Source organism: Schaalia vaccimaxillae DSM 15804 (assembly GCF_000420425.1).
Taxonomy (GTDB): domain Bacteria; phylum Actinomycetota; class Actinomycetes; order Actinomycetales; family Actinomycetaceae; genus Pauljensenia; species Pauljensenia vaccimaxillae.
The window spans coordinates 19,653-46,141 of the sequence record NZ_ATUX01000013.1 but is presented as its reverse complement, the minus strand read 5'-3'; the positions used below and the strand labels follow the sequence as shown (position 1 = coordinate 46,141).

20 protein-coding genes and 1 pseudogene are annotated in these 26,489 nt (G+C 58.2%); 11 read left to right on the top strand and 10 right to left on the bottom strand.

Features of this window, described 5'->3' with window-relative positions; translation table 11 throughout:
* Nucleotides 1-34: 34 nt before the first annotated feature.
* From G439_RS0110350 to topA, 3 genes are read right to left on the bottom strand one after another with little or no spacing between them, the layout of a single operon-like run.
* Nucleotides 35-1,243 (bottom strand): DNA polymerase III subunit delta', encoded by a 1,209-nt coding sequence (locus G439_RS0110350; RefSeq protein ID WP_022869111.1) that lies wholly within the window; start codon nucleotides 1,241-1,243, stop codon nucleotides 35-37.
* Nucleotides 1,240-2,112 carry a dTMP kinase gene (gene tmk, locus G439_RS0110345; protein ID WP_022869110.1) on the bottom strand — a complete coding sequence of 291 codons (873 nt, stop codon included), beginning with the start codon at nucleotides 2,110-2,112 and terminating at the stop codon, nucleotides 1,240-1,242. The genes G439_RS0110350 and tmk overlap by 4 nt, the downstream gene beginning before the upstream one ends.
* Nucleotides 2,105-4,867 carry a type I DNA topoisomerase gene (gene topA / locus G439_RS0110340; protein WP_022869109.1) on the bottom strand — a complete coding sequence of 921 codons (2,763 nt, stop codon included), beginning with the start codon at nucleotides 4,865-4,867 and terminating at the stop codon, nucleotides 2,105-2,107. Before topA ends, tmk begins: the two co-directional genes overlap by 8 nt.
* 271 nt (nucleotides 4,868-5,138) lie before the next feature.
* Between topA and G439_RS12030 the strand changes: the two genes are divergently transcribed.
* The 4 genes and pseudogenes from G439_RS12030 (at nucleotide 5,139) to G439_RS0110330 (ending at nucleotide 6,723) form a co-directional block, all read left to right on the top strand.
* Nucleotides 5,139-5,345 carry a hypothetical protein gene (locus G439_RS12030; RefSeq protein WP_040435061.1) on the top strand — a complete coding sequence of 69 codons (207 nt, stop codon included), beginning with the start codon at nucleotides 5,139-5,141 and terminating at the stop codon, nucleotides 5,343-5,345.
* A gap of 37 nt (nucleotides 5,346-5,382) precedes the next feature.
* Nucleotides 5,383-5,454, top strand: a pseudogene (locus G439_RS12920) (hypothetical protein); the annotation flags it as partial.
* Between the two features lie 22 nt (nucleotides 5,455-5,476).
* Entirely contained in the window at nucleotides 5,477-6,151 is a 675-nt protein-coding gene (locus G439_RS0110335) for an Abi family protein (protein WP_022869108.1), read from the top strand.
* Between the two features lie 47 nt (nucleotides 6,152-6,198).
* On the top strand, nucleotides 6,199-6,723 hold the full coding sequence (locus tag G439_RS0110330) for a DUF2812 domain-containing protein (protein WP_131333643.1): 525 nt from the start codon (nucleotides 6,199-6,201) through the stop codon (nucleotides 6,721-6,723).
* Between the two features lie 44 nt (nucleotides 6,724-6,767).
* Here the strand turns inward: G439_RS0110330 and G439_RS0110325 are convergent, their stop codons facing one another.
* Nucleotides 6,768-8,417, bottom strand: coding sequence for a DUF7059 domain-containing protein (locus tag G439_RS0110325; RefSeq protein ID WP_051125775.1), 1,650 nt, complete (start codon nucleotides 8,415-8,417; stop codon nucleotides 6,768-6,770).
* Between the two features lie 336 nt (nucleotides 8,418-8,753).
* Here G439_RS0110325 and tdh point away from each other — a divergent pair, with 336 nt between their 5' ends.
* From tdh to codA, 6 genes are all read left to right on the top strand, one after another.
* On the top strand, nucleotides 8,754-9,815 hold the full coding sequence (gene tdh / locus G439_RS0110320) for an L-threonine 3-dehydrogenase (RefSeq protein ID WP_243442584.1): 1,062 nt from the start codon (nucleotides 8,754-8,756) through the stop codon (nucleotides 9,813-9,815).
* A gap of 205 nt (nucleotides 9,816-10,020) precedes the next feature.
* Nucleotides 10,021-11,211 (top strand): glycine C-acetyltransferase, encoded by a 1,191-nt coding sequence (locus G439_RS0110315; protein ID WP_022869104.1) that lies wholly within the window; start codon nucleotides 10,021-10,023, stop codon nucleotides 11,209-11,211.
* Nucleotides 11,212-11,742: 531 nt separating this feature from the next.
* Nucleotides 11,743-12,720 carry a DUF808 domain-containing protein gene (locus G439_RS0110310; protein WP_026459616.1) on the top strand — a complete coding sequence of 326 codons (978 nt, stop codon included), beginning with the start codon at nucleotides 11,743-11,745 and terminating at the stop codon, nucleotides 12,718-12,720.
* A 190-nt stretch (nucleotides 12,721-12,910) separates the two neighbouring features.
* Nucleotides 12,911-13,534 carry a superoxide dismutase gene (locus tag G439_RS12025; RefSeq protein WP_022869102.1) on the top strand — a complete coding sequence of 208 codons (624 nt, stop codon included), beginning with the start codon at nucleotides 12,911-12,913 and terminating at the stop codon, nucleotides 13,532-13,534.
* A 628-nt stretch (nucleotides 13,535-14,162) separates the two neighbouring features.
* On the top strand, nucleotides 14,163-15,446 hold the full coding sequence (codB, locus tag G439_RS0110300; RefSeq protein ID WP_022869101.1) for a cytosine permease: 1,284 nt from the start codon (nucleotides 14,163-14,165) through the stop codon (nucleotides 15,444-15,446).
* Nucleotides 15,446-16,786, top strand: a complete 1,341-nt coding sequence (gene codA, locus G439_RS0110295) for a cytosine deaminase (RefSeq protein WP_022869100.1) — start codon at nucleotides 15,446-15,448, stop codon at nucleotides 16,784-16,786. Before codB ends, codA begins: the two co-directional genes overlap by 1 nt.
* A 93-nt stretch (nucleotides 16,787-16,879) precedes the next feature.
* Here codA and G439_RS0110290 read toward each other — a convergent pair whose 3' ends face one another.
* From G439_RS0110290 to G439_RS0110270, 5 genes are all read right to left on the bottom strand, one after another.
* Nucleotides 16,880-18,799 (bottom strand): hypothetical protein, encoded by a 1,920-nt coding sequence (locus tag G439_RS0110290; RefSeq protein WP_131333641.1) that lies wholly within the window; start codon nucleotides 18,797-18,799, stop codon nucleotides 16,880-16,882.
* Between the two features lie 102 nt (nucleotides 18,800-18,901).
* Nucleotides 18,902-19,309, bottom strand: a complete 408-nt coding sequence (locus tag G439_RS0110285; protein WP_022869098.1) for a GntR family transcriptional regulator — start codon at nucleotides 19,307-19,309, stop codon at nucleotides 18,902-18,904.
* Nucleotides 19,306-20,289: a hypothetical protein gene (locus G439_RS0110280; RefSeq protein WP_022869097.1), complete on the bottom strand. Its 984-nt coding sequence runs from the start codon at nucleotides 20,287-20,289 to the stop codon at nucleotides 19,306-19,308. The genes G439_RS0110285 and G439_RS0110280 overlap by 4 nt, the downstream gene beginning before the upstream one ends.
* A gap of 488 nt (nucleotides 20,290-20,777) precedes the next feature.
* A complete protein-coding gene (gene ptsP / locus G439_RS0110275; RefSeq protein ID WP_022869096.1) occupies nucleotides 20,778-22,466 on the bottom strand; it encodes a phosphoenolpyruvate--protein phosphotransferase in 1,689 nt (562 codons plus the stop codon).
* Nucleotides 22,467-22,470: 4 nt separating this feature from the next.
* Entirely contained in the window at nucleotides 22,471-22,737 is a 267-nt protein-coding gene (locus G439_RS0110270; protein ID WP_022869095.1) for an HPr family phosphocarrier protein, read from the bottom strand.
* Between the two features lie 258 nt (nucleotides 22,738-22,995).
* On the opposite strand from G439_RS0110270, the gene G439_RS0110265 reads away from it, so the two are divergent.
* Entirely contained in the window at nucleotides 22,996-24,018 is a 1,023-nt protein-coding gene (locus G439_RS0110265; protein WP_022869094.1) for a LacI family DNA-binding transcriptional regulator, read from the top strand.
* Nucleotides 24,019-24,215: 197 nt separating this feature from the next.
* On the opposite strand, the gene G439_RS0110260 is transcribed toward G439_RS0110265, so the two are convergent.
* A complete protein-coding gene (locus tag G439_RS0110260) occupies nucleotides 24,216-26,261 on the bottom strand; it encodes a sucrose-specific PTS transporter subunit IIBC (RefSeq protein WP_022869093.1) in 2,046 nt (681 codons plus the stop codon).
* Nucleotides 26,262-26,489 lie beyond the last annotated feature (228 nt).

Sequence of the window (26,489 nt, the reverse complement as noted above, 5' to 3'; positions counted from 1 at the left end):
GTGCGCAGGAAGCCCTTACAGCAGGAGACCCTATTTACAGCTGGGGACGCAAAGACACTGCCATCGCTTCGAGCACCAACAAAGTGTTGCCATTAGCGATGAGTCGTTTGCGGGCTTCTTCGATCGCCGCTGTGCGAGCCATAGTTTGCCGAGGCGTCGAATCCGCGGCTAACTCATGAACCAGTTCCACCAGGTCCATGTTGACCAACTCTTGCTCAGTATTGAGTTGAACCATCAGCACATCACGGTAAATTGCTAGTAGATCGATCAGTGCCCTGTCGATTTCATCATTGAGGGCACGTTTGGCTCGACGTTTTTGTTCTTGCTCAAGCTGTTGCAGTAGGGCACGTGACTGTTTATTTGCAGACTCTCCCTCTTCCATTCCGAGCTGGCGCAAAAGTTCTGCCTTCTCTTGCGCGTTACGCACGCCAAGGCGTGCATCAGCCTGCTCTTTCGCTGTTTCCAACAGTCGTTCAGCAGCCATCACTGCTTCGCCCACAGAACGCACCCGAACGGGGGCGGTGATGATGTCTCGGCGGCGCCGACGCATCTCGGGGTCGCGCGCCAAGGCTCGCGCTAGACCAACATGGGATTGGGCCGCTCGGGCCGCGTCCAAAGCGGTCTTCGGGTCGGCTACGCCCTCGGACACAAGGAGATCGGCAACCGCCTGGGCGGACGGGATCCGTAGAGACAAATGACGGCACCGAGACCGGATCGTTTGGATCATGTCTTCTGGGCTGGGTGCGCACAGCAGCCACACGGTGCGTTCTGGCGGTTCTTCGATGGCTTTGAGCAGGGCATTTGCACCCTGTTCGTTAAGGCGATCAGCGTCCTCGACGACGATCACTCGCCACAATCCTTGCGAGGGCGCGGACTGGGCTTTGAGTACGAGCGAGCGAGCTTCTTCAACCTTGATGATCGAGGCTTCGGTAGCAACAAAGAGCACGTCACCATTGGATTTGGCCATCGCCGTGCGGCATCCCGGGCACTGACCGCATCCGGGCTGTGTCCCCGTGCATTGGAGGGCTGCAGCGAAAGCGCGGGCGGCCACTGACCGGCCGGACCCTGGTGGGCCCGTAATCAACCAAGCGTGGCTCATGGAACGTCGAGAATCCTCTGCCGAACCGGCGACCTCTTGTTCTGCGGCAATAATCGACCGGGCACCCTGGGCAGCTTCGAGAAGAACAGAAACAGCGTTGTCCTGTCCGATGAGCTCGTCCCAGACCGTCCGATCGGTTGTCACAGTAGGCCACCCTCAGATGCGTCCCACAGGGTGTCTTGAGATTCCACGCCGAGGACGCCCACCATGGTCGCTGGCTTCGTATCTTTCGCCGAAGCGGCGTCCATGGAGGCGTTACGCGTGGAGGCGGCGCGCTTTGACGTTGTTTGTGTTTCCTCGTGGCCGGAGCCATCATTGCCACCTTTTACGGCCGACAGCGAGGCGTTCGAAGCAGTCGCGGCCTCGGCGGGAACATTCTTCGCAGCAATACCGGTGTCTTCGAAGCGTTCAACCAGGACACCGCGGATCTCCGAAAACACTTCGTCTGGGGTGCCAACCGCATCGATGACAACGATGCGTTCGGGTTCGGCATCCGCCAAACGCAAGTATTCGTGGCGTACTCGTTCATGGAAATCCATGGACTCGCGTTCCATGCGATCCGGAGCATCAGTGCGACGGCGTGCGCCCACCTCGGGAGGCAGATCCAAAAGGAAAGTTAAAGCCGGGTCAAGGGTGTTCGTCGCCCACGCTGACAAAGCGCGGATCTCATCAACGCCCAAAGAGCGAGCCGCCCCCTGGTAGGCCAATGAGGAATCGATATACCGGTCAGCCAAAACAATAGCGCCACGTTCTAAAGCTGGGCGCACCACAGTGGCGACGTGGTAGGCGCGGTCGGCGGCATACAGTAGGGCTTCGGTGCGCGGATCCACATCTTCGGGTCCGTTTTGGACGAGGCGTCGGATCTCTGACCCGAGCTCGGTGCCACCGGGTTCACGGGTTACCAAAACCTCGAAGCCGCGCTCTTCAAACCAATGGCGGACCCGCTGAATCTGGGTGGATTTACCCGAACCGTCCCCGCCCTCGAAGGTGATGAATACTCCGCCGTCAGGCATCAGTGTCCCCCTTCTTGGTGGAAGCCTTCGAAGTGGTCTTCTTCGCAGCCGCCTTACGCGTTGTGGTCTTCTTGGCAGCAGTCTTGCGGGTGGTCGTCTTCTTGGTGGCGGCTCGCCCTCGTTTGGGAGCAGGCCCCTTGGCGCGCTTATCCGCAAGCAACTCGAAAGCACGCTCCTGAGTCAAGTCCTCAACGGATTCAGCGCGCGGAACCGTCACATTCGTTTCGCCGTCCGTAATGTACGGGCCAAAACGCCCGTCCTTGACCACGACCTTCTTCTGCGAAATCGGATCCTCACCAAACTCACGCAACGGCGGCTTGGCAGTGCCTCGCCCGCGAGTCTTTGGCTGAGCGTAAATCGCCAAGGCCTCATCCAAAGTGATCGACAGCAGCTGGTCTTCAGATTGGAGGGTGCGTGAATCTGCGCCCTTCTTCAAATACGGCCCATAGCGGCCGTTCTGGGCAGTAATGACATCGCCCGAAGCGGGATCAACACCAACCTCGCGCGGCAAAGACAACAGCTTGAGGGCTTCGTCCAGAGTCACCGTCGCCAAGTCCATCGATTTGAAAAGCGAAGCGGTTCGAGGCTTCGGCTTGGCAGCCTTGCGGCCCTTAGGTGTGTCTTCGACCTCGTCAACCTCGGGCAAAACCTCGGTGATATACGGGCCGAAACGGCCATTCTTTGCCACCAGCATGTTGCCAGACTCGGGGTCCACGCCCAGTTCACGACCATCGTCAGCTGCCAACGCGAAAAGCTCAGCAATCTTGTCGGCATCGACCTCGTCAGGGGCAACATCTTCAGGAATGTTGGCGCGGCTACCATCAGCCTTCTCTAGGTACGGGCCATAGCGGCCAACGCGTAGAGTCACACCATCAGCCAACTCCAGTGAGTTGACCGCGCGCGCGTCAATGTCATCACCCAAAGAGGCCACCTGGTGCTGCAGGCCGCCCGAATCACCCTTACCGTTGTCGCCCAGGAAGAACGACGTCAGGAAAGCCGTACCGTTTTCGTCTCCGGCGGCAATCCGGTCCAAGTCAGACTCCATCGAGGCCGTGAAATCGTAGTCCACCAGGTTCGCCAAATTGTCTTCCAACAGGCGCGTCACAGAAAACGCCAACCACGACGGCACCAGGTATTGACCGCGGTGAGTGACATAACCGCGATCTGAAATCGTCTGGATTGTCGCAGCGTAGGTGGAAGGCCGACCAATACCCAGCTCTTCCATAGTCTTGACCAAAGTGGCTTCCGTGTACCGGCCCGGAGGCTGCGTCTGATGGCCCTGCGGGGTCGCATCCTGCACGTTCGCCGGATCGCCCTCGGCCACATCGGGCAAAACCTTCTCAGAATCGTCAGTCTTTTCCGCGTCGTAACGGCCCTTGTCGCGGCCCTCCTCATAGGCGAGGCGGAAACCCGGGGCCGTGATGACCGTGCCCGAGGCCGACGAAATCACATCATGACGGCCATCATCCAAAGACACACCCGTCAAGATCTTGATCGTGGCGGTAAAGCCCACGGCGTCAGCCATCTGCGAGGCAATCGTGCGCTTCCAAATCAAGTCATACAGCGCGAGCTGGGTGCGAGTCAGCTGACCGGCAACCTGGTCCGGAGTACGGAAATGATCGCCCGCCGGGCGGATCGCCTCGTGCGCCTCCTGCGCTCCCTTAGCGACCTTGCCATACACGCGCGGCTTATCGGCCACAGCCTCCTGGCCATACAAATCCGCAGCCTGTTGACGAGCAGCCGCAACCGCCTGGCTAGACAGCGCCGTCGAATCCGTGCGCATATAAGTGATGTAGCCGGACTCGTACAAAGACTGGGCGGTACGCATCGTCGACGACGCGTTCCAGTGGAGCTTGCGCGAAGCCTCCTGCTGCAGAGTCGACGTAGTGAATGGGGCAGCCGGGCGGCGCCGGTACGGCTTTTGCGTCACCGAATCCACAACGGACGAGGTCGACGCCTCCAACGCTTGGGCCAGGGCCTGGGCACGCTCAGCCGTCAAATGCAGAGCGCCAGCCTTGTTGGCCTTATCTGAGAGGCGACCCTTCTCTGAAAAGTCAGAGCCGGTGGCAACGCTGTGCCCATCGACCTGGGCGACACGAGCGGCAAAAGACTCACCCTTGGCCTGAGCAACCACATCAATCGACCAGTATTCGGCCGACACGTGAGCCATACGCTCACGTTCCTTATCAACCACCAGGCGCGTGGCCACAGACTGGACACGTCCAGCCGACAAAGATGGGCGAATCTTGCGCCACAGCAGCGGAGACACCTCATACCCATAGAGGCGGTCGAGGATGCGGCGCGTTTCCTGGGCATCGACCAGGTCCGTGTCCAAGTCCCGAGTGTTTTCAAGCGCCCGACTGATCGCTTCCTTGGTGATCTCGTGGAATACCATGCGCTTGACGGGAATCTTGGGTTTAAGCACCTCCAACAGGTGCCACGCAATGGCCTCGCCCTCGCGGTCCTCATCAGTGGCCAGGTAAAGCTCGTCGGCTTCTTTGAGAGCACGCTTGAGCTCCGCGACTTTCTTCTTCTTATCGGGATTCACCGTGTAATAAGGAGTAAAGCCGTTCTCGACATCGACAGCGAAGCGACCAAAAGGCCCCTTCTTCATCTCAGTGGGAAGCTCCTTGGGTTGGGGCAGGTCGCGGATATGCCCGATCGACGCGGTAACGTGATAGTCCGGGCCGAGGTATCCCTCGATCGTCGCAGCCTTCGCGGGGGACTCCACGATAACCAGCTTGGACGCTCCCATGTTCCCTGACCTTCCGATGAGTGGTCCCGCCCTCGTACACGAGGACGAAGTGAATGTGCTCCGCTGACCTTACAACGGACCGCCCTCATTTCCAGTTCCCAGTCTTACTTCGGTGGGTCCGCTCGGTCACAGCTTTTGAGTGACGCTCACAACTTCACCTCGGTACCGTCTAAATCTTATGCGGGAACGATGGTAGTATTTTCACTACTAGACACCGTCCCCCGCTGTTGGCTTGCCATCATGGGGCGGTTTTCTTTTATACGATGCACGAATGACAGGGAATTTTACGAAAACTCCTCATACAGATGAGGAGCTAATCAAGATTCTCAAAGCACGCGGTCTCATCATCGCCGATCAGGACAAAGCGCTGCTCGATCTAGCTGCCTACGGCTACCACCGGCTCGGCGGATATCGCTACCCCCCTACGTATCCCACTGGCCCCGGAGCTTCAAGACCCAACGCGCCGAGTATTTCGTAACGATGTTTTCATCAGCGGTGCAACTCATGAACAAGTCATGAAGCTATTCCATTTTGATCATCGTCTTCGCAGAGTCGTTCTAGAAGGACTCCTTGAATTCGAATTCCGCCTGCGCGCCGCTTTGATATCCGTTGTTTCACAGCGAGGCAAGTACTCTCACATCGACATGCCCGAAGGATCACTCAACCCCCGACAAAACTGGTCGTATAGGCAGGGATCCCTACGACACCCTTCTCGAAGCATGGAAGGCCACGGTCGATGAAGGAGTCCACAATGCACGAGAAAAGGATGCTGTCGCACACCATCTCATCAAGTACGGCGAGCCTGTACCGATCTGGACTGCACTAGACGTCCTTTCCTTCGGTTCGCTGCCGTATTTTATGGATCTTCTACATGACGATGATCTCAATACCGTGGCTCGAAACTTTGGCATCAAGCATGGGGCTTCTCTGACAAAGTGGACGCGCGCTTTCGTGGACCTACGAAACATTTGTGCACACGGCCAACGACTCTTCAACAGCACCACAAAACGCCAACTCAAGATCCGATCGAATGCCCTAGTTGCCCCTGATGTCTTAGGACACTTGGCAGACTCTGCGCCGCAGAAGAGGGTCTATACTCCCTTCACACTCCTCGCCTACATGCTCACACAGCATCCTTTGGGCAGCTTCTGGCCACGCGACTTACGCACTCAAATTCGAAAGTTCCCAAAAACGATCACCGAAGGGTCCGGCTCTACCTTAACCATCGAATCAATGGGGTTTCCTCTCGATTGGGAGACTCTCCTCCCTTGGACCCACGCATGACTTGGACTCGCGCGTAAAACGCCCTTTCGACCCCGTACCCTTAGAGCGTGGAAACCACACAGCGATTCGCATCCGGCATGTCTTTCAACCCTGACCGAGAGGTGCAGCTCTTCCGGGCCCAAGCCCGTAAAGGGCAAAAACTCACCGGTATTTCCCTGGATGCGAACGGCTGGATGTTCGAAAAAGCTCCCGCTGAGGAAGCCGAATTCGACATCGCTTACCAGGACGACCCAACAGACGAATACTTCGGCCAATACGCCATTGCCGGCTGGGAACACGTCGTCTCACATGGGCGCATCCACGTCTTTCGAGCTCCCATAGGGACTGTCCCTGTGCCCCAGGCATACGAATCGCGCATCACCGAGATCACAACCCAGCGCAACCGGTTCCTCAAGTTCGCAGGCATCGCGCTGGTCGCCCTCGTCGCTGTGTTCATACTCATTAGCTACACGGATATTCACGATGCCCTCGAAGCCGCGCTGGTCGCCCTCGTTGCATTCCCCACGATCTACGTCACCGTCCCAGCCTTGGGATACACGCGCCAACTCATCGCGCTCAAACGGCAGCGATAACCGCAACTCCGGCCTAAAAACCGCAGGCTACATGTCACCGGACTTCAGCATCGCGACAAACGCAGCATGCCCGCCCGAATCAGGCTACGTAGAGGTTCTTCAACCTCACGGCGCACATCCTCGACATCGCGTTCGGTGAGCATCGCCACCGCCGCCGTAATCTGGCCGACAGTCAGCTCACCATCAGACGCACCTACAATTGCGCTGGCCGCAGTACCCACCGCGATCGACCGGCCCAGACCCGCGCCTTGGTGGAGAATCATCACCGTCGGATCCGTTGTGCCGGGAACATAATGGCGTTCCTCCGTCACATCATCAGCGCGCTCCAGGGTCAAATCCCACAGCTCCGCAGGCAAACGCAAAGTGCTCAGGGCCTGGTCAACATCCACTCCGCGCGGAGCCTGACCCGTTAGTTCACTGTCAAATACGAGGGCGGGCTCGACCTTGGCAGCGTCCTCGGCCAGACGGCGCAACGCAATGAAGCCCATTCCGATGGCACCAACGCCCGCTTTGCGGAAATCTTCCAGCCACGAGGCGAAGGTCTCTTCGAATACCTTGCGATCCACCAGCTGGCCGCCAGAATCGCGGATCCACATATCCACGTAGCGAGCCGGATCGAGGACATCGCGCTGAACGATCCATGCATCCACAGGCAGGTCATCCAACCACTCCTGGACACGGCCTGACCACTGCGTATCCGGGTCACACTCAGCCGGAATCTCCCAATTCGCCAACATCTGAACGATGCCGCCGGCAGCCAGGTGGTCAGGAGCTTGGCGCACAACCGTGCGGATGAGATTGTCGCGATCCATGCCTCCGTCGCGATACTCGAACATTCCGGCAGCGCCCTCGGCTCGCACAGAGTCAGGAGTGATCACAAAGGGCGGGTTGGAGACGATCAGGTCAAAACTTTCGCCCGATACCGGTTCAAAAAGGGATCCCTGCCGCACGTCAATGTTGGCGCCGTTGAGCATGGCGTTGAAGCGCGTCAGATCGCAGGCTCTCTCGGAAAGGTCTGTTGCGACGACGCGGTCGCAGTGAGTGGCCAGGTAGAGCGCCTGGATTCCGCAGCCGCAACCCAGGTCGAGGGCGGAGCCAAAACGGCGACGGATTGTCAGGCCGAGGAGGCTCATCGTGGCCCCTCCAATTCCCAGCACGTGGTCGGCGTGCAAGGGGCGGCCAGTTTGAGCCTCACCTAGGTCAGAGACCACCCACCAGTTGAAGTCTCGTTCGGCTTCTGGGTCGTCCAGCGCATCCGGACTAGGCAGGGTGGCCGCGTGGGGACGGACGTCGAAAAGGGCGGTGAGTGTTTCGCTTTCGGGGATGTGACCCGTATCAGCGGGCGTGACTGTGCCACTTCCGGTCAGAGCCCGAGTGACTGTGCCGGCGGGAGCACCCGCTAGAGCACCCGCATCATCGACGGTGCGAGTCGGACGAGCAAGACCCAAAGCCACTGCACCATCGGCGCCCAAAGTTGGGAGCGCTGCGTCAAGAACAGCGCGTTCCTCATTCGAGCCTAAAACAAAGAAACGCGTCAGTACCGCGGCAGCTTCTTCGCGACCACGCAGCTCCACCAAAGCCGGAATGCGCTGGTCACGCATGAGGGCTTCACTGGCCCCGCGCGACAACATCGCATTCAGCCCATCAACCGTCCATTCGGCCGCCTCCACATCGGCTCGAAACTTCCGAATCATCTTTTCGTCTCGGACAGGCACGGGGGCTGATTCGTCATCCCAGTTCGACGCGTTTGCCGCGACAGCTCCCGAAGGCGAACGACTCAGTAAAGAAGCGTTTTCTGCAGCACAATCAGTCATGTCACCAGGCTAACCCGCAAAAACAGACACAGTCATCCCCTCACTTTTTCCGACCCTCAGCGTTTACGCAGGTCAGCGCGGTGCAAGATTTTCGCTCTGAAGACTTTGGGGCACGACTGTGTTAAAACTGCGGGTGTTTCCTCCACGAAGGCTTCGAACGCACAATAAACAGCGCACAATAGATGTGCCCTGCCTGCTCAACCCCGTAAAGGAGCGATGATGCGTGCTCTTCGCAAGACCAGCACCGGCCCCGGTCTGGAACTGTGTGACATTCCTGAACCCACTCCCGGCTTCGGAGAAGTCAAGATCCGCGTCCAACGCGCAGGCCTGTGCGGAACCGACGTCCACCTGTTCAACTGGGACGGTGGAGCACCCGGGTCGCTGACTCCCCCGCAAACACTCGGACACGAGTTTTGCGGCGAAATCGTTGAGATCGGCCCCGGCGTCGCACAAGGCACAGACCGCGACGAGCTCCACGTCGGCCAACGCGTCAGCGTTGAAGGACATATCGTGTGTGGACGCTGCCGAAACTGCCGTGCTGGACGGCGCCACATGTGCATCCGCACTATTGGCATCGGCGTCAACCAAGACGGTGGATTTGCCGACTACGTCGTCGTTCCCGCAGGAAATGTCTGGGTCCAACCTGACCTCATCGACCCGGAACTCGGTGCCCTCTTCGACCCCCTCGGCAATGCAGTACATTCCTGCCAACAGCTCGAACTGACTGGCCAGGACGTCCTGATCACCGGAGCTGGACCCATCGGCATCATGTGCGTCGCCCTCGCTAAACACGCAGGAGCACGCCACGTTGTCATCACCGACATGCAACCCAGCCGCCTAGAACTTGCGACACAAGCTGGTGCAGACGCGGCCGTCAACATCACCGAACGCACACTGCCTGAAATCATGGCCGAACTCGAAATCAAAGAAGGCTTCGACGCCGGCCTCGAAATGTCCGGAGCACCCGGTGGCATGGCTACCCTCATCGAACACTGCACCCACGGCGCCACCATTGCTCTACTAGGGCTGCCCAAAGGCGCTTTCCCTGTGGATTGGTCAAAGGTCATCACGCGGATGCTCACCATCAAAGGTGTGTACGGCCGCGAAATGTTCGACACCTGGTATCTGGCCACCTACATGATGGAAACCTCAGCGAATCTTCGCGAATCCGTGCGGTCAATCATCACCCACCGCTTCACACCTGAGCAGTGGGAGAATGCGTTCGCCGCTGCAGCATCAGGAACAGCAGGCAAAGTCGTACTCGACTGGGAGGCATAGTTCCAGGCCAACTCATTCCAGCCAAACCGTTTCAAAAGCAACTGTTCCCATCCAGACCACCCGTTGGGCACCAGGCCAAAGTCAGTAGCCACTGACCAAAGCCAGAACCCGCTAGTAAAAGCCACTACATCTACTAGTAAGCGCCACTACCCAACCGCTAACGCTCACTCACTCCGAACCACCTACGCCGAATATGGAGAAGCCCATGGACACTCTGACTCCCAAACTCCAGGCCGCCCTCGACGACATCCGCGAAGCAGGCCTCTACAAAGCTGAACGAGAAATTCTTGGCCGCCAAGGACCCCAGGTCGCCACCCCCGCAGGTGAAGCGCTGAACTTCTGCGCGAACAATTACCTCGGGCTGGCCGGACATCCCGGGCCAGCCGAAGCCGCCAAAGCTGCCCTCGACAAGTGGGGATTTGGCATGAGTTCCGTGCGCTTCATCTGTGGCACTCAGGACCAGCACCGCGACCTGGAACGCGAAATCGCCGCCTTCCTCGGCACCGACGACGCCATTCTCTTCTCGAGTTGTTTCGACGCCAACGGGGGTATTTTCGAAGCCCTCTTCACCCCCGCCGATGCCATCATCTCCGACGAGCTCAACCATGCCTCGCTCATTGACGGCATCCGCCTGTGTAAGGCCGCTCGTTACAGGTATCGCAACGCAGACCTGGAGGATCTGCGCGCGCAGTTAATCGCCGCACGCCAGGCCGGCGCCGAGCAAGTCATCATCGTGACCGACGGCGTGTTCTCAATGGACGGCTCCTACGCGCCTCTTGAAGGTATCTGCGACCTGGCCGAAGAATTCGAGGCTCTGGTCATGGTCGACGACTCCCACGCCACAGGTTTTGTTGGCGAGGGCGGGCGCGGCACGCCCGAACTCTTCGGCGTCCAAGACCGCGTCGATATCTTGTCGGGGACGCTCGGCAAGGCGCTGGGTGGAGCTTCTGGCGGCTACATCGCCGCAGGTCAGGCAGTGGTTGACATGCTTCGGCAAAAGGCGCGGCCCTACCTCTTCTCCAATACTTTGGCCCCGGCCGTGGTGGCCGGTTCGCGTGAAGCTCTGCGGTTAGCGGCGACGGCCGACGACTTGCGCGCCCAGCTGCGGGAGATGGCAGCGCTGTTCCGGTCGCGCATGACTGAAGCAGGTTTTGAGATCTTGCCGGGTTCCCACCCCATCCATGCGGTGATGTTCCCGGGTGAAGACGGCGCCCGCCAAGCCGGAGCTATTGCTTCGCGCATGCTCGAGTTAGGCGTGTACGTTACCGCTTTCTCATTCCCAGTGGTGCCCAACGGCAAGGCGCGTATTCGCGTTCAGTTGTCGGCTGCGCACAGCGCCGACGACGTCGAGGCCTGTGTTGCTGCGTTTATCCAGGCCCGCGAGGATGTGGGCTGACAGGCTGAGATGAAGGGCTGGGCTGCGTGGGCCGAAGGGCTGGGGCAGCTGAGCTAGCCAGTTGGGCCTGACCATTCCGGCTGATCTAGCCAGTTGGGCTGAATAGGTGCTGCAGAGCTGGTCGGCGGCGCCACACCCGTCGGCCAATCCACAGAAATAGACACAGTCGTTCCCCACGGATTCGAGAGCGCTAACAAGAAAACGCAGAATCACGCGGTTTTCAGATCTCTGCCCTCAACAGGCACGTCACGACTGTGTCTGTTTTCGCGGGTGCCGTCGTTCGAAGCATCTAGCAGGGCGGTATTCTGCGGGAGAATTGCGCGGGCCAAAGTGGGTGGAGAAACGCAGGGGCTACACTGCCTGTACTCGTTGAACTTGCGCTCGTACTCCCACGCGCACACACTTACTCGCGCACCTCGATACTCACGCACATCGTGACACACTACTAACGAAATACCGTGTACAAGCTGAGTGGCTGAGTTAGTCCAGCCACCTGCCCCTCCCCGTAATCGCCAACAGATCGGATTGACCATGGCCGGTGGCCTTGTTGCTTTGCTCGACGACATCGCAACCCTTGCAAAGATCACCGCGTCGTCATTGGACGACATCGCCGCTGGAGCGGTCAAAGCCTCCTCAAAAGCGGTGGGTGTCGTCATCGATGACACCGCAGTAACGCCCCAGTATGTGCGCGGTCTGTCCCCCGAACGCGAACTTCCCATCATTAAGAAGATCGCCAAAGGCTCCCTGTTCAACAAGCTTTTCATCATCGTGCCCGTCGCGTTGCTACTGACGTGGGTGGCTCCTTGGGCTCTGCCCGTCTTGCTGATCTTGGGTGGTTCATACCTGTGTTACGAGGGTGCCCATAAGGTCCTGGCTAAATTCAAGCTGCTGCCCGGCCATGGTCACGACCACGAGGACGCTCCGGTGGCGCTAACTTCAGAAGCCCTGGAAAAGCAGATGACGAGTTCAGCGATCCGCACTGACCTCATTTTGTCGGCCGAAATCATGCTGATCTCCTTGGCTTCTATCGAAGAGACATCGAACTGGCTTCGAATTGGAATCCTTTTATTTGTTGCTTTCTTCATGACATTCTTCGTGTATGGGCTGGTCGCAATCTTGGTGAAGATGGATGACTTCGGCCTGCGCCTGGCGGGCGTTGAATCTGACCAGTCGACGAAGGCGAAATTTGGGCGAGGAATCGTCAAGGCGATGCCGAAAGTGTTCGACGTTATTGGTGTTGTCGGCACGGTGGCGATGCTGTGGGTGGGCGGACACATTGTGATCGCAGCGCTTGCTGATCTGGGGCTAGGTTACCTGCACCGTCTGGTTGAGCATGCGGTTCACGCGGTCGAAGGCCTCGGTGGCGTGGTGACGTGGACGGTTGAGACTGTCCTATCGGGCATCTTTGGCTTGCTGTGGGGAGCGGTCTTGGCTTACATCTGGTTGGGGATCAGCCATGTTCTTCCCAAGAAAAACAAGGCATCTGTGTCTGCCGACGCAGGTCACTAAACCCGTTCATTTATACGGTTTGGTCGAGCACTTACGTCGGATCAAAAGACCTCGACGCACGGCACGCAATCTGAACGTTGCACCCGATTCGCTTACCCCGTCCTCGGGCGCGTAGGACCAACGGCCTGTAACCTGGATAGTGATCGGCTCCACGGGGCCACCCCAGATCTTCAATACCCAAGGAGAAATCATGACCGTTTACGTCCTTCCCGACCTGCCCTACGACTACGCCGCCCTCGAGCCACACATCTCCGGCAAGATCATGGAGCTGCACCACGACAAGCACCACGCCACCTACGTTGCGGGTGCCAACACTGCGCTGGAAAAGCTTGAGGAAGCGCGCGAATCCGACGACTTCGCAGCTATTAACCTTTTCGAGAAGAACCTGGCTTTCAACCTGGGTGGACACACCAATCACTCAATTTTCTGGACCAATATGGCGCCCGACGCCGGCGGTAAGCCCGAGGGCGAGGTCGCGGCAGCGATCGACGAGTTCTTCGGTTCATTCGACAAGTTCAAGGGCCAGTTCACCGCGGCGGCCACTGGCTTGCAGGGTTCGGGTTGGGCAGTCCTTGCTTGGGACACGATTAGTGAACGCCTGGTGACTTTCCAGTTGACCGACCAGCAGGGCAACGTACCCGTGGCGACGGTTCCGCTGCTCATGCTGGATATGTGGGAGCACGCCTTCTACCTGGATTACCAGAACGTCAAGGCTGACTACGTCAAGGCTTGGTGGAACCTGGTGAATTGGGCAGATGTGGCTGAGCGCCTCGAGCGCGCCCGCACCAAGTACTCGGGTTTGGTCAACGCCTGATCTTTCTCGGGTCGTTCCCAGGGACGAGGACGAGGCTGCAGTTCCCGCCGAGGTTGGTTGGCCAATGTTGGATTGCAGTAGCTCCGGAGCCTCTCAAGCCGAAGCGGAGGCGAAGGCTGAGCTTGCGATAACGTCAGAAGCTCAGTGCGAGGTTGAGCCTGCAGGAACGCCGGAGTCCTGATCTTGGCCCCACATGGACAAGGCCCTACATCGCGCGGTGCGCGGTGTAGGGCCTTTTCGCGTCCGCCCTCTCGCCCCTTGTGATGCGCACGCTTGCAAAAGGAGACTCCTCCGCAGCTGTGCACGACAGGCCGTATCCGTGCACCACGCAAACGACCCTCACACTCACAGCACGAAAACCCCCGCGCAGCCGTGCATAACAGTCCGTAACCATGCATGACGTGGATAACGCGCGCGCTCGCGATCAGGCAATCTGACGAAAACACTCAAAACTTGACTCAACTTGTCCCTTGCGCTAGATATCACAGATTCTGCCAAGTCACGGCCCCTTCCAGCCTGCTAACCTCAACAAGGTTGTGCCGGACATGGCGGATCCAGGCCTTGAGCACACTCCTTTCATGACTACGGGCAGCCAGACCCGTCAACGCTTTTCACGTGAGGAATGTGAATGACCGTCTCTCAAATCGACCATCGATCCTCAAGTCCTACTTCTGACGTCTCTACCGACACCACCACCGAGGTCGTCCACGACGCCGATTACAGCTTTGAACCCGTCCCCACCAACGCTCGCCGGGGATTCTGGTCAGTTGGCTTTGTGATGCTGGGCTTCACATTCTTCTCAGCCTCAATGAGCGTCGGCGCCAAACTTGGCAATGGCCTCGATCTTTCCGGTTTCATTTCCGCCACCGTTATCGGTGGCTTTTTTCTTGCCCTTTACACCGGAGGCCTGGCATACCTGGGCGCCACAACCGGCATGGGCGTTGACCTGCTCTCGCATAAGGCTTTCGGCCGCTTCGGCTCAATCTTGCCGTCAGCGCTGGTAGCGCTGACTCAGATGGGTTGGTTTGGCGTGGGTGTGGCTATGTTTGCTCTGCCTGTTTCTGAACTTATGGGCATTAGCCCCTGGTGGATCATCATTATCGCTGGCTCTTTGATGACGGCCTCGGCCTACTTCGGTATTAAAGCCATTGAGATCGTCAGCTTTATTTCCGTGCCTCTCATCGCCCTGCTCGGCACCTACTCCATGATTACGGCGACAAGCGAAGCGGGCGGCCTGAATGCAGTGTTCGGTGATGCCTCGATGCCTGTTGTCACCGGTGTTGGAATGGTGATCGGTTCCTTCATTTCCGGCGGCACCGCAACCCCGAACTTCACGCGTTTTGCCCGTTCCGCCAAGATCGCGGTTCTGACCACGGTGGTCGCTTTCTTCCTCGGTAATACGCTGATGTTCAGCTTCGGCGCTGTGGGCGGCGCGTTCACCGGCAAGGACGACATCTTCTACGCGATGATCGCTCAAGGCCTAGCAATTCCGGCGATTATCGTCTTGGGCGCAAACATTTGGACGACGAATAACAATGCGCTCTACACCACCGGTTTGGGCCTGTCGAATATTACGAAGGCGCACACTCGTCCCATGACCCTGCTGTCGGGCATTCTCGGCACCCTCGCCGCGCTGTGGTTGTACACGAATTTCGTGGGCTGGTTGAACTTCCTCAATGCGGCTTTGCCGCCCATCGGCGCGGTTTTGATCGCCGACTACTTCATGCGTCATCGCCGCTATTCCTCCACTGACGAGGACGCCCAGCCGGTCCACTGGCATGCTGTCATTGCGGTGATCGTCGGCGGTTTGGTTGGCTGGTATTCGACGTGGGGTATTTCCGCGGTCAACGCCATTGTGGTGGCCGTGGCAATCCACGCTGTGGGTGTTGTTCTGACTCGAAAGGTTCGCTGATGCGTATTCTCAACGCCACTTTGCCCGACCGTGAGGGCACATGGGATCTGTCGATCAGCGACGGCCGCTTCACTGCGATCACTCCGTCTGGCGAGGGCGTCTCCCGTGCTGTCCGTTCACCTGACGAGGCCGCGCCCGGGTCCCCACTCCACAACGAGGCCACACCCAAGGCTAGCCTTGACAACGAGGCCGGCGCGGCCGCCCTCGTCGATCTTGATGAGTGGGATGCCCGGGGCCGCCTGGTTTTGCCGCCCTTCGTGGAAAGCCACATTCACCTTGATTCGGTGCTGACCGCGGGAGAGCCAAAGTGGAATATGAGCGGCACCCTTTTCGAGGGCATCCAGCGGTGGGCCGAGCGCAAGGAACTTCTAACCGTTGACGATGTAAAGAACCGCGTGCGCCGCGTTGTTCGAGATCAAGCCGCTTTTGGTGTCCAGTACATCCGCACCCACGTTGACGTCACTGATCCGGACCTGACAGCTCTGCGCGCCATGTTGGATTTGCGCGACGAACTGGCTGATCTGGTGACCTTGCAGATCGTGGCATTCCCTCAAGAAGGCATCCATTCTTTCCCCGGCGGCCGCGACCTGATGGTTCAGGCCGCGGACCTGGGTGTTGACGCGATCGGCGCGATCCCCCACTTCGAGTTCACTCGCGAGTATTCCGTCGACTCGTTGAACTTCGCGTGCGAGTTGGCTCGGGACCGCGGCCTGCTCATGGATGTGCACTGCGATGAGATTGATGACGAGGCCTCGCGTGGTTTGGAGACTCTGGCAACGCGCGCCTACGAGTATGGGATCGGCGAACTGGTCACGGCCTCGCACACAACTGCGATGCATTCGTACAACAACGCCTACTTTGTGCGTTTGCTGCGACTGTTGCAGCTCAGTGGCATTAACTTCGTGTCCAATCCGATGGTCAATACGCACCTGCAGGGGCGCATGGATACGTATCCGAAGCGCCGCGGGGTCACTCGTGTCAAGGAGTTGACGGAGGCCGGAATCAATGTCAGCTTCGGCACCGATGACATTCAGGATCCATGGAATCCGTTGGGTACTGGAAACCTGCGCGATGTAGTGCTCAATGGCTTGTATGTCACTCAGATGATGGGCTATGGGCAGATCCAAGATTCGTGGAAGTTTGTCACAACGAACGCTGCACGAACCTTGCACCTGACCGATTACGGGATCGAGGTGGGTAAGGCCGCTCGCTTCGTCGTGCTGGACGCCTCAAGTTGGGTCGAGGCTCTCAATTGGAATGCCGCGGTGGTTCGTTCGGTGCGCGATGGCCGCGTGATCGCTCAGACGACGCCGGCTGTGCGTGAGGTTTTCTGGCCGTAGTGCGGTTGGCATTGCTATGGGGACTCTTTTTCCGATCCCCTAGCTGTCATCTGGCCGGGAGACAATATTGCACCCGGCCAGATGGCCGATCTGTTAGCTATTGCGCGCGTGACGCTTCTTCAGCGCAATACCTATAACAAACAGGAGAGCAGCGGAGAGAATGACCGAATTACTTGCTCCAGTTCGGGCAAGTTCGGGTTGACGAGCGGATTTTGTCGTTGCGTCTGCGGAATTGGTCGAACTTTGATTGGCTGCATCCGGATTTCCACGATTGGAATCACTGCTGGTTTTGTCAGTTTCCACATCGGGTGACGTGGCAGGACGTGGATCAGCACCAGCAACGTAACGGATTTCAAGTGAGCCTCGAACGGGCAGGTCTGGCTTAAAGGATCGGTTCGCCCCTGCCCTTAAAGGACTCATTGCAGAGGCACTCCGAGAACTTGCAGTAGTTCCTGCTCCTGCTGCGGTGGCTCCTGTAGCTCGAAATGCGATGGTCTGTTGGCCTTTTGAATTGGTGAGGATACGGACCAAATGTAAGGAACCATCATCTCCGTTGAGGTGGAAGGAGTTTGGCCGATATCCATCGAATCGCTTAATGAGAGGATCGTCAATAGCGAATCGAAGTTCTTCACCTTGCTTGACGGTCAGCAATTCTTCGACCACAGTCCCATCGGCGTGTGTAAAGTTCGCATGGATGAGATTGCTGACGGCTCCTTCAGCTGGATATTGATAGCGAACTTTGAGGTTGAATTCTTGATCCGGCAACGGTTTTTCAATCAGCCCTTGTGCAGCATCGTTGAGCTCTCTAATACGAGCATCAACATCTTCCGAGTTGACATAAACGCTGTTGTTGAGGAACTCGTAAATTCGTTCAAGAGTGTCAAGGAATCGGTCCCGGCTAGCGGGATCGAAACCCATTCCTTCAGCGGGAACTCGTGTAAGCGCTGCATCGTAAAGTTTCACGAGGTGGCTTGTGTCCACAGTTGCGTAATCCTCGTACTGAGGATCGGCGACCACTGAATTAAGGGCGTTAGTTGCTTTGACAAAGTCTGCGTGCGTGATTTGTGGATCGCCGTGTCCTGGAACGAGGAGAGTGTCATAGTCAGCGGTCGCATTAATATTTTGAGCTGCAGCTAGTCGTTGTGTGACTAGTTCATATGTTTCTTTAGTCAAGCGTCGGCCATCTGCTCCATTATTCGAAAGAAGTTTTTCGGCATCGGCAATAGCTGCCTGGATTGGGCCACGTTCGAAGGGCTCGGGAGCAACTGCTGCAAAAGCAGCATTAAGGTTGCGACGCATATTTTCTATTTCTTCGTCGCTTGGCATATCGGTGCCGGATTCTGCTTTCGCAACAAGGGACTCAGCCTCTTGATTTTTTGCGAGATAGTTGTTTTGACTCTTCTTTTCGAGCTTCATGCCCGCAGTGAGGGCAGCTTGATAAGCGGCCCAGTGTTCATCAACTGCGGCTTTAAGGGGACCGACATTGACAGTTGCGTTTTGTTCAGGAATAGGCACATCAATTTGCGTGTTATCGATCGTAAGCGCGATCGATTTTTCTGCCCGTCGCACGGTGATTATTCCGTCAGAGCAGAAGACCGTTTTGTCATAAGTACCAACCGTTTCTTCCTCACACCAATAAAGATTTCCTTTGATGTATCCACCGTTGTAGACAATGAAGTTGGTGTCGTTGTTCAAGATGAGGTGGTTGTTGAATGTTTCAACTCCGACATCCTGGGAGGTATAAGGCATGTCGAGTTGACCGTAAACAAGAAGGTCTCGAGCCCCATTGAGCGGGTCTGTTGCAAGGGCGGCTACCCAGATCTTCCCGGTGATGTTTTTATCTTCACTGGTGAATTTGACAGCTTTGGCGCGCGTTTTGATCCAGTCGAAATTGTAAAGATCATCGGCTTGAGTAGCCGATGCGGGCGCATGGATAAGTGAAGGGAAGGTAGTAATTCCTACCCCTAGGAGCATGGCAATACTCAGAGCACATGCCGCAATACGGGTACGCATAGAGGTCATATTTTTGCTTCCGGTGAGACGATTTAGCGCTCGAAAACTAAAGCGAGCGACAGATAGGTTAGCCTCACCTAACTACAACATGCAAACCTGCGTTCACACACCGCCTTTCTTGTTAACCAACGCCTTCTCCACGGCCGCAGCGATTTCAGCTCCCGAAGCCCCATAGTTTCGAGCCTGGCCAACAAATGCCTCAGCCAGCAAGTCAAGCTTGTATCGATCCTCATCTCGATCACTACGTTTAGCGCCCCCACCTTTTAGCTGACCAGCAACCCGTGTGCCTGCCGCCCTGCGGGTGACAATGAGTCCTGCCGATTCGAGCTCTTTGTACGCCCTCGCCACCGTGCCTGAGGCGACTTGTAGATCTGACGCAAGCTGGCGAACGGTGGGCAGTCGCTGCCCAGATTCGAGGATGCCAGACTCGATCAATGCGACGATTTGTTTGCGGATTTGTTCGTATGGCGGAGTCGGATTTTTCATATCGACAATGATCGAGGCACTCACTTAGATACCTCCTGACGGCGCGAACGGTCTTGCTGGTCATAATTTTGCTTCCACAGCAGAAGAGTGCCAGCAACCATGAGCACCACTCCAACAAGAGCACAACCCAGAGCGCCCACTCCGATCCCAACGTAACTGGGTGGCAATACTGGCTGCTCCCCCATGGCCAGCCCCGCGGTGGCGGCCATGCCCAGACCAAACAGAATGTTGGGTAGGGACAATCCGAGGAGTAGGAAAGCAATCAACGCGTCGGCTGATCGGCGTCGAATAGTGGCATCTATGGGTGCGGAGTGAGCGGGTAGGGATTGCGCTCGCCTGGCAATGTTGCGTCCCGCCATGACGGCGACTGCCAGCTCAATCACGAGGAGCACGCCGACAACCGCAGCGTTGCCAACCCCAAACCAGGGGCCGAGCACCCCAGTCCAGGTGCCATTTTCTGCGCCACCGCCATAGACGAAGAAGAATGCGCTTGCGCGGGAGTCGAGCAGTCCCACTATTGCGAGGCCGAAGATGCTGGCGAGTCCGATGCCGACGAGGGCGAGTGCCCAGCCGCGTGCGTAGTCGATGAAGCGTCGTCTTTCGAGGGCGGCCCACCGAACTTCACGGTCAACTAGTGGGCTACGAGACTCGCGGTAGGTCAGGACTGCGAGGGCGAGGGCACCGAATACTCCCGATGAAACCGTGAGTCCAATATCGAGGGAGAAACCTGGGGCAACCTGTTCGCGCACACCGAGGGGCCCTTCGATGAAGCTCCATACGAGAGAGCACACAAATGCAGCCATCCATCCGATGAGGATTGCCCATCCGATGCTGCGCTTGTGGTAGACGAGGGCGACGTCGGTTGATGTCATGTGGGCGGTTTTTCCAACCGTCCTTGTTCCCGCCGAATACTTTGTTGAGAAGAGGAGGATCAAAGCCAGAACGAGCAGGCTGACCAGTAGGAGCACCACTAACGGAATCACCGTGAATGCGAGGAAACCCATCAAGACCTCCTGAGAATAAAGCTGCTTGTACCAACACCTTGATACAAAAATTGTTCACCTATTGCCACTCTTGTGTCAAGCAGTTGCTACAAAGGTGGAGGGCGAGGGCGTCCAGGCAAACTCAACTGGATGTCCCTCATCATGACTGACACCACGCGGCAGTCATGACCGAGCGCAGCAATGTTGCACCACTGGGCAACAGGTTGTAACCGTGTACCGCCTGCGCGATCCACACACTTACAGCACGAAACCCCCCGCGCAACCATGCACAACAGGCCGTAACCGTGTAGAACACACGATCCCCATGGCAGGCCAAGCTGCCACGGGGATCAGTGTTCGTCAGATCCAACATTCGCGCCGAAACCCTGAAAGCGCATCAAGCCTCATCAGGCCCTCCTGCCCTCAAACCTCTGCACAAATAAGCCTCTTGCTGCGATTGCGGTGATCACGATTCCGATGGGGTTCAAGCCCCTTCGCAAACACCGAGCTCACACCAGGTCAAGCATCGTCGGGTTCACCAGCTTCAAAACTGCCTCGCGAGCATCCTCAGCCGAAGGCGCATCAACCGCAAACGCCGCCATCTGCTGACAGGTCGCCAGGTCATGCATACGCAAGGCAGCTCGCACAGCATTAACTTTGGCCGGAGCCATCGACAAAGAGCCAACTCCTAAACCGGTCAAGACCAACGCCAGCAGGGGGTCTCCACCGGCCTCACCGCACACACCGATTGATTTACCGGTTGAGCGCCCACCCTCGCACGCAAACTTAATCATCTGCAAAACGGCGGGCTGCCACGTGTTGAGCAACGGAGCAAGCTCACCATCAAGGCGGTCAGCAGCCATCGTGTACTGAGTCAGGTCATTGGTACCAATGGAAGCAAAGTCCACAACATCAAGCAGCTGACCGGCGCGGATAGCCGCGGCGGGAACCTCGATCATGATGCCAACCTTGGGCAGACCCACGCCCCGAGCCTTGTCAGCGAACCACTTGGCTTCTTCGAGAGTCGACACCATCGGAGCCATCACCCACAGGTCAGCACTGGTCTTGCGGTACGCCGCTGCCAAGGCCTCCAACTGTGTATCGATTAGATCCTCACGGATCTGGCACAGGCGTAAGCCCCGTCGCCCAAGAGCAGGATTTTCTTCCGGCCCCAGGTCGGCAAAACTCAGCGGCTTATCAGCTCCCGCATCCAGGGTTCGCACAACTACGCGGCGCTGCCCGAAAGCCTCCAACACCTTCGTGTAGGTGTCAGTTTGTTCTTCCAGGGTCGGCGCATCATTACGTTCGAGGAATAGGAACTCCGTGCGGAACAGACCCGCCCCTTCCAGGTCATGGGTAGCGGCCCGGGCCGCATCATCGGCAGTACCAATGTTGGCCAAAAGCTTGACCTTGTAGCCGTCATACGTGGCGCCCTCGCCAGTGGAACCTGCCAATGCCTGAGCACGCCGCCGCGACCTTTCGGCAAGCAGCTCAACCTCTTCAGAAATGGGCGAAATAATGACCTCACCAACACCACCATCGAGGGCAACAAGCTGCCCGGATTCAACACTTAGGATGCCCTCGGCCTTGACGATCGCCGGGATACCGAGTTGGGCAGCCAGAATCGCGGTGTGCGAGGTTGGGCCGCCGACCTCGGTAATGATTCCTTTGACGGAGTCGGGGCTGAGCGTCGCGGTTTCAGCGGGCGCCAGATCGCGGGCGACGATGATGACTTCGCCCTCGAAATCGGGGACACCGGGCGCGGGCAAACCGCGGATCGCTGCGATTGCGCGGTCGCGGATGTCGTAGAGGTCGGTGACGCGCTCGGCCATGTATCCACCGAGAGCCTCGAGCATTTTGGCGTATTCCTCAACCGCGTCGTGAACGGATTGGGTCAGGCCCAGGCCCTTTTTGAGCTTCTTGTCGATGGCCTTGGCCAGTCCCCTGTCGCCCGCCAACTGCGCGGCAGCCTTGAGGATTGGTTTGGATTCTTCGGGAGCGCGTTCTTGGCGCTCCTTAAGGTCGGCTTGTACTGAGGCGAGGGCTTCGCGGATGCGAGCACCATCGGCCTCAGCGTCAACGGAGCCTGCCTCGTGAATGTCAACTCCGGGAGCGGCGGTGACGATTGCGGCGGGGGCTGCGGCAGTACCGGCGGAGACGCCGATGCCGTGGAGGACCTTGTGCTCGGCGGGGGTCATTGGGTCACTCCGCGTCGAGGTCGCGTGAAAGCAGTTCAACGAGGGCGTCCAGGGTGTCGCCGGCGTTGTCGTCATCGGTGGTCAGGGTGACGACGTCGTTGTGCTTGACTCCCAGTGTCATGATTTCAAGCAGCGATGCAGCATCGGCCTCTTCACCGTCGAAAGCAATGGTGACGTCGACTCCGGAGTCTTCGACTGCTTCAGCGAGGGCGGCGGCGGGACGGGCGTGGAGACCAACGGAGGATGCGACGGTGACGGTGCGGGAGATCATGGCATTTCCTTTCAAAGGGAGATATGTCCATCGTTAGACATATGTCCTTGCTCCATCGTATGGGGTCGTTGCCGATTTGGGGAGAGGGGAAAGAAAAAAATACCAGGATTCGAGCTGCAATTTCGCCGCTCACGCCATTTTGTGCGACCTTCGTGGATGAGGCGGCTCCCACAAGGATCTAAACTAACAGCAGTTTTGACAGTAGTGTTCGCGCAGACGAGGACGAGGCGCGCGATCCGATGAGCTTTGGAGGACATAGTGCCACTGTGCAAAGAACCCACCCTGGCCGATGTGGCAGAAAAAGCGGGGGTGTCTTTGACGACGGTATCTCGCGTCCTCAATAACCGCGGCTACCTTTCCGAAGCCACCAAAACTCGCGTGGCCGACGCCATCGCCGAGCTTGGATACCGCCCCAACCAGGTGGCTCGCGCGCTGCACGGCATGAAAACCAACATGATCGGCTTGATCGTGCCAACCGTGGCCCTGCCGTTCTTTGGCGAGCTCGCTGTCGAGGTCGAGAATGTTTTAGCCGAGCACGGCTACCGCACGCTGATCTGCAATTCGATGGGCCGAGCCGACCGTGAGCGCGAATACCTCAACCTGTTGATCGGCAATCGCGTGGACGGTATCATTTCTGGCGCCCACAACGAAAACCTTGCTGAGTATGAGTCGATTCGGATGCCGTTGGTGACGGTTGACCGAGATCTGACGGATCGGATTCCCAACATCCGTTGCAATAACGAGGACGCTGGGCGCATTGCGACCCGTCGGCTGATTGATGGCGGTGCCCACAGGCCGGCTTTGTTGACGTCGAGGTCGGGTGACCACAATCTGCGTGAGCGCGGTTATCGAAGTGTTCTGGCTGAAGCTGGGATTGAGCCGCTGGTGTTTGCTGTTCCTTTTGATACTGATCCGCGCCACCGCCAAGCCATGGTCAATGAGGCGTTGGACGGCGCGAAGGGCAGCTTTGACGCGGTGTTTTCCACCGATGATCTTGGGGCGGCTGAGGCGATTGAGTGGGCGCGCACCCGCGAGTTGTCAGTGCCTGAGGATCTGCGCGTCATCGGCTTTGACGGGACGATGGCCTTGCGCCGCGCTTTGCCGGGCTTGACGACGCTACATCAGCCTTTGGATTTGATTGCTCGCCAGGCAGTGAAGGTTTTGCTTGCGCAGATTGATGCTCGTTCCTCGGAGGACGAGAGCGACGATGCTCGTGTGACCGGTAGGCTGCGGCCTCGCTATGAGTTCCCCGCCGAGCTAGTTGAAGGCTGGACAGCCTAAACCCGCCGAGAGCAGACCTTATGGTCGTTTTTCGCCGATTTTGGGCCGATTTTTGACCATAAGGTCTGCTCTCGGCGAGAAGTGGGGACGAGGACGGTGCCGAGGTCGGCGAGGTCGACGCTGGCCAACGCAATGAACTGACAAAACTAAGCGGGCCCAGGGCATTGTTGCCCTGGGCCCGCTCGCGTTTCAAACGATCACCCGGTGACTTCCTTAGGGGTCGCCGTGATGATCGCGTCGCCTTGAACCGCATCAAAGTCTGCGACCGGAGCGATGTCTTCGAACTTCTTCTTGTTTGTCACGACCACTGGGGTGGTGATGTCGTATCCAGCCTCGCGAATGACGTCCCAGTCAATGTCTGCCAGCACGTCGCCACGCTTGACAACGTCACCCTTGGAAACACGAGCGGTAAAACCCTTGCCGTCAAGCTTGACGGTGTCCATGCCGACGTGGATGAGGACCTGCAGGCCGGAAGCGGACTTGAGGCCGTAGGCGTGACCGGTACCAAAAGCAACCGTGACAACTCCATCGAAGGGGGCCACAACGGATCCGCCTGCGGGTTCAATACCAACGCCAGGTCCGAGCATTCCGCGAGCAAAGGACTCGTCCTTGACGGATTCGAGTGCGATCACTCGACCGGCCAGGGGCGAAGTGACGGTGAAGTCGTGGGCGGCCTCGTTAGAGAACTCAGGGGCGGCGACAGCAGCGGGAGCTGCAGAAGTAGCAGCGGAAGTCGCAGGAGCATCGCCAGGAGCAGCTGCAACGGCGGAGGCCTCGCTGGAGACAGCATCACCGGCGGACGACAGCACATCGGCCGAAGCCATGTCAGCCTTGCCGCGAGTGCCTGCGTAGATGAAGGTCGCGCCAAAGGCGAGGACGAACACGATGACCTCAAGCAGCAGGTACATGGGGATGTGCTTGGGCATGATCGACACCAGGCCCACGAAGCCGGCTGCACCCAGCGCTTGGCCTCGCACGTCAAAGAGGGCAACGCCGGCCGAGCCGATAGCTGCCGCCACCATGGCAATGAAGAACGGCCACTTCAGACGCAAGTTGACACCGAAGATTGCAGGTTCGGTGATACCGAAGACTGCCGAGGCGCCACCGGCACCAGCCAGGCCCTTCATCTTCTTGTCGCGAGTCTTGAAGAAGATCGCGAGGGCTGCCGCACCTTGGGCAACGTTAGCCATGGAGGCGATCGGGAAGATGAAGTCGCCAATGCCGGAGGTGATGAGCGGGATTTCCACGGCGGGGAAGGACTGGTGCAGACCGGTGACAACAATCGGGCTGTAGACGAGGCCGAAGATCAGGCCTCCGAAAACGCCGAGGTGGTCGTAACCCCAGGAAATACCGTTCGTCAGCCATTCGGCTGCGATGCGGGTAACCGGGCCGATAGTGACAAAGGCCAGGAAGCCGGTGACGAGCATGGTGATGAGAGGGGTGAGCAGGAAGTCTGCTGTGCCCTTGAGGCGCTTGTGGAGCCACTTTTCAATGACGCACATGACGAAGGTGACGGCCAGGGTGGGGATGACCTGCGCCTGGTAGCCGATCTTGGCGACATCCATGCCTAGCAGGTGCCAGTATTGAACCTCGGCCTCGCCGGCCAGAGCCGCGCCGGTGTTCCATGCGTTGAGCAGATCGGAGGACACCATGGCACCACCGATTGCGGCACCGAGGTAGGGGTTGCCACCGAAGCGCTTGGCGGCGGAGAAACCAATGAGGATCGGCAGGAAGGCGAATGCTGCCGACGAAATCATGTTGATGAGGCTGGCGTAGTCGGTCAGCCAGTTCCAGCGGTTGACCAGCGACGGGGCGTCGGCTCCACCGAAGAGGCCTTCAGCGGTCAGGACGTTATTGATGGCCATCATCAGACCGCCGGCGATCAGGGCCGGAAGGACTGGAACGAAGATGTCGGCGATCATCTTGATGAAGCGGGAGAAGAGATTGCCAGACGCTGCGGCTTCTTCTTTAGCTTCGTCTTTGGAGACTTCGCGCACGCCGTGGTCGGACACCATGTGGCGGTAAACGACGTCCACGTCGCCGGGGCCGACGATGATCTGGAACATTCCGCCTGCGGCGAAGGTGCCTTTGAAATCCTCGTGGGCGTCGAGCGCTGCCTGGTCGATCTTCGATTCGTCTGCGATAACCATGCGAAGTCGCGTGGCACAGTGGGCGGCGGCGCTGATATTGCCAACGCCACCTACGGCGTTAACAACGTCAGTGGCCACTTTGGCGTGATCCATTGCCGTTTCCTTTCATGGAATCCGGGAGCCGCGACGCGGGCGACGTTGCCCTCCGGAGCGATATATCAATCGTTTGACACATTAGGGTGAATTCATACCTGAGCGCAAGGGGTTACTCAGTTAAATCTCAGAAAATCATGTTTGGGCGACCAAAAAGACAGCGCAGGCGAGCCGTTGAGCCAGCGGCATACCTGTCTCCGCCAGCGCAGCGTGCACTCCCAGCCCAAG